This window comes from Streptomyces europaeiscabiei (assembly GCF_001550375.1).
Taxonomy (GTDB): Bacteria; Actinomycetota; Actinomycetes; order Streptomycetales; family Streptomycetaceae; genus Streptomyces; species Streptomyces europaeiscabiei.
Genome location: NZ_LRTR01000534.1, coordinates 1 through 3,226, shown reverse-complemented (window position 1 = coordinate 3,226; position 3,226 = coordinate 1). Strand labels below are relative to the sequence as shown.

Sequence of the window (3,226 nt, the reverse complement as noted above, 5' to 3'; positions counted from 1 at the left end):
GCTGCGCCGCGCGGCCCGCGCCTGGGCCCCGCTCACCCCGCTGCTCTCGGCAGCCGTGCCCGACGTCGTGGAACTCGCCGACGAGGAGGTCACCGACCTGCTCGGCGAGGGCGCCCGGCTACTGGCGGCGGCCGGCGTCGACGTGCACTGGCCGAAGGAGCTGGCGCGCAAGCTGACCGCCCGCGCGATCATCGGCCCACCGGACGAAGAGCAGGGCCCTGACAAGGCCACGTCGGACACGCCGTATCTGTCGTCCGACGCGCCGCTCGCCTTCGGCTGGTGGTTCGCCCTGGGCGACCAGCGGCTCACCCGGCAGGAACTGGACCTGCTCGCGGAGGCGAACCGCCCCATGGTGCGACTGCGCGACCAGTGGGTCCTGGTGGACCCGGAGGCGATCCGTCACGCCCGAGCGCAGCAGGACCGCAAGGTGTCGCCCGTCGACGCACTCAGCGCCGCTCTGACGGGCTCGACGGAGGTCGACGGCCGGATGGTCGATGTGCGGCCCACGGGGTGGCTGGCGACGCTTCGGGAACAGCTTGCGGACCCCGAGGCGCAGGAGCCGGTCGGGCAACCGTCCGGGCTCGCCGCGACACTGCGGGACTACCAGCTGCGTGGCCTCGGCTGGCTGGCCCGGATGACCTCCCTGGGGCTCGGCGGCTGCCTCGCCGACGACATGGGCCTGGGCAAGACCATCACCCTGATCGCCCTGCATCTGCACCGGCAGGCGGACACCTCGTCGGCGGGGCCCACCCTCGTGGTCTGTCCGGCCTCCCTGATGGGCAACTGGCAGCGGGAGATCGAGAGATTCGCGCCAGGAGTGCCGGTGCGCCGCTTCCACGGGGCCGGGCGCAGCCTGGACGCGCTCGCCGACGGGGAGTTCGTCCTCACCACGTACGGCACGATGCGGCTCGACGCGCCCCGACTGGCCGGCGTGCCCTGGGGCATGGTCGTGGCGGACGAGGCCCAGCACGTGAAGAACCCCTACTCGGCCACGGCGAAGGAACTGCGCACGATCGGGGCACGCGCGCGAGTGGCGCTCACCGGCACGCCGGTGGAGAACAACCTGTCCGAACTGTGGGCGATCCTCGACTGGACCACTCCGGGCCTCCTCGGCAGGCTCGGTACCTTCCGGACCCGGTACGCGCAGGCCGTCGAGGGCAGGCGGGATCCCGTCGCGGCGGAGCGGCTCTCCCGGCTCGTACGGCCGTTCCTGCTGCGCCGCCGCAAGTCGGACCCGGGCATCGCGCCGGAGCTCCCGCCGAAGACCGAGACCGACCGGGCCGTGTCGCTCACCGGGGAACAGGTTGGGCTGTACGAGGCGTTGGTCCGCGAGACCATGGCGGAGATCGCCGATGCCGGCGGCATGGAACGGCGCGGACTGATCGTGAAGCTGTTGACCGGGCTCAAGCAGATCTGCAACCACCCCGCCCAGTTCCTCAAGGAGGAGCGGCCCCGGATCCCGGGCAGGTCCGGGAAGTTGGAGCTGCTGGACGAGCTGCTGGACACCATCCTCTCCGAGGGGGCGAGCGTCCTTGTGTTCACGCAGTACGTCCGCATGGCACGCCTGCTGGAACGCCACCTGGCGACGCGTGGTGTGCCCACACGTCTCCTGCACGGCGGGACACCGATCCCCGAGCGCGAGGCGATGGTCGAGCGCTTCCAGGACGGCGAAGTACCCGTCTTCCTGTTGTCGTTGAAGGCCGCCGGCACGGGTCTGAACCTGACCCGGGCCGAGCATGTCGTGCACTACGACCGCTGGTGGAACCCGGCTGTGGAGGCGCAGGCCACGGACCGGGCGTACCGCATCGGTCAGACGCGGCCGGTGCAGGTGCACCGGCTGATCACGGAGGGAACGATCGAGGACCGCATCGCGGACATGCTGCTGCGCAAGCGGGAGCTCGCCGACGCGGTGCTGGGCGGCGGCGAGTCGGCGCTCACCGAGTTGTCCGACGCCGAACTGGCCGACCTGGTGGAACTTCGAGGGGGCGCACGATGACAGAACGTACGGAGCATGACAACGAGCGCACGTTCGCGGCGTCGGCTCCAGTCAGTGGGCGGGGTTTTGCGCAGACGTGGTGGGGCCGGGCCTGGTTGAAGGCGCTCGAGGACGCGGCTTTGGACGGGGCGCAGGTGAAAGCGGGGCGCAGGCTCGCACGCGCGGGAGCCGTGGGCGCGGTGTCGGTGCGCCCCGGGCGCGTCACCGCCGTCGTCCAGGACCGCGACGGCACCGCCCATCGCGCCGACGTCCTGCTTCAGGAGCTGTCCGAGGACCAATGGGACCGCTTCCTGGGCATGGCGGCCGAGCGGGCCGGGCACATCGCCGCCCTGCTCGACCGCGAGATGCCACCGCACCTGGTCGAGGACGCCGCGACCGCCGGAGTCGAGCTGCTGCCGGGCCTCGGTGATCTGGAGGCGGAGTGCGACTGCGGCGCCTGGGACCACTGCGGTCATACCGCGGCCCTGTGCTACCAGGTGGCCCGGCTGCTGGACCAGGACCCGTTCGTCCTGCTGCTGATGCGGGGCCGCGCCGAGCGCGCGCTCCTGGACGCACTCCAGGTACGCAGCATCGCTCCCGTGGCGGACACGGACGGGGAGATGACGCCGGAAGGTCTCCGGGACAGACGCTGGGACGGGGTGGACGCCGCCGAGGCGTTCGCGGCGGGCGAGATCCTTCCGCCGCTCCCCGAGCCGCCCCGGCCTCCGGTGGAACCCGGTCTGCCGGCCTCACTGGAAACCGAGGCCCCGCCCGCGCCCGGGGTGGATCCGACCGCGCTCGAGTTCCTGGCGGCGCAGACAGCCGGGGAGGCCCACCGGATGCTGTCCGAGGCTCTCCGCCCCGGACACGAGCAGCAGCCACTGGACGACGAGTTGACGCTCCATCAGGACACGGTGCGGCTGGCCTCCGGCGATCCGGGGCCGAGCATCGGGGCCCGGCTCCGCCGGGGTTCCGAGCGGGGCGGGGAAGGGCTGGCGCTGGCCGTCCGTGCCTGGCGGTACGGCGGGGTGGCGGGGCTCGCCGTACTGGACGAGGAATGGCACATGCAGGCGGAATCGCTCGCACGCGCGCGTGCCGCTCTGGACACGGCCTGGGACGCGGACGAGCGACCCGTGCTGCGGTCCGCGCACAACCGCTGGACCGTGGCCGACGGCTCGGCCCAGCTGCGCCTGGGACGGGACGGCCGCTGGTGGCCCTACCGCAAGGAGCGGGGCCGGTGGGCGCCCGCCA

General features: G+C 72.8%; 2 protein-coding genes. Both read left to right on the top strand.

Features of this window, described 5'->3' with window-relative positions:
- Positions 1 to 1,996, top strand: a 1,996-nt coding sequence (locus tag AWZ10_RS26485) for a DEAD/DEAH box helicase (protein WP_060892180.1), incomplete at its 5' end; no start/stop codon positions are given.
- The coding region (locus AWZ10_RS26480; protein WP_060892181.1) for a hypothetical protein at positions 1,993 to 3,226 on the top strand (1,234 nt) is incomplete at its 3' end. The genes AWZ10_RS26485 and AWZ10_RS26480, both read left to right, overlap by 4 nt.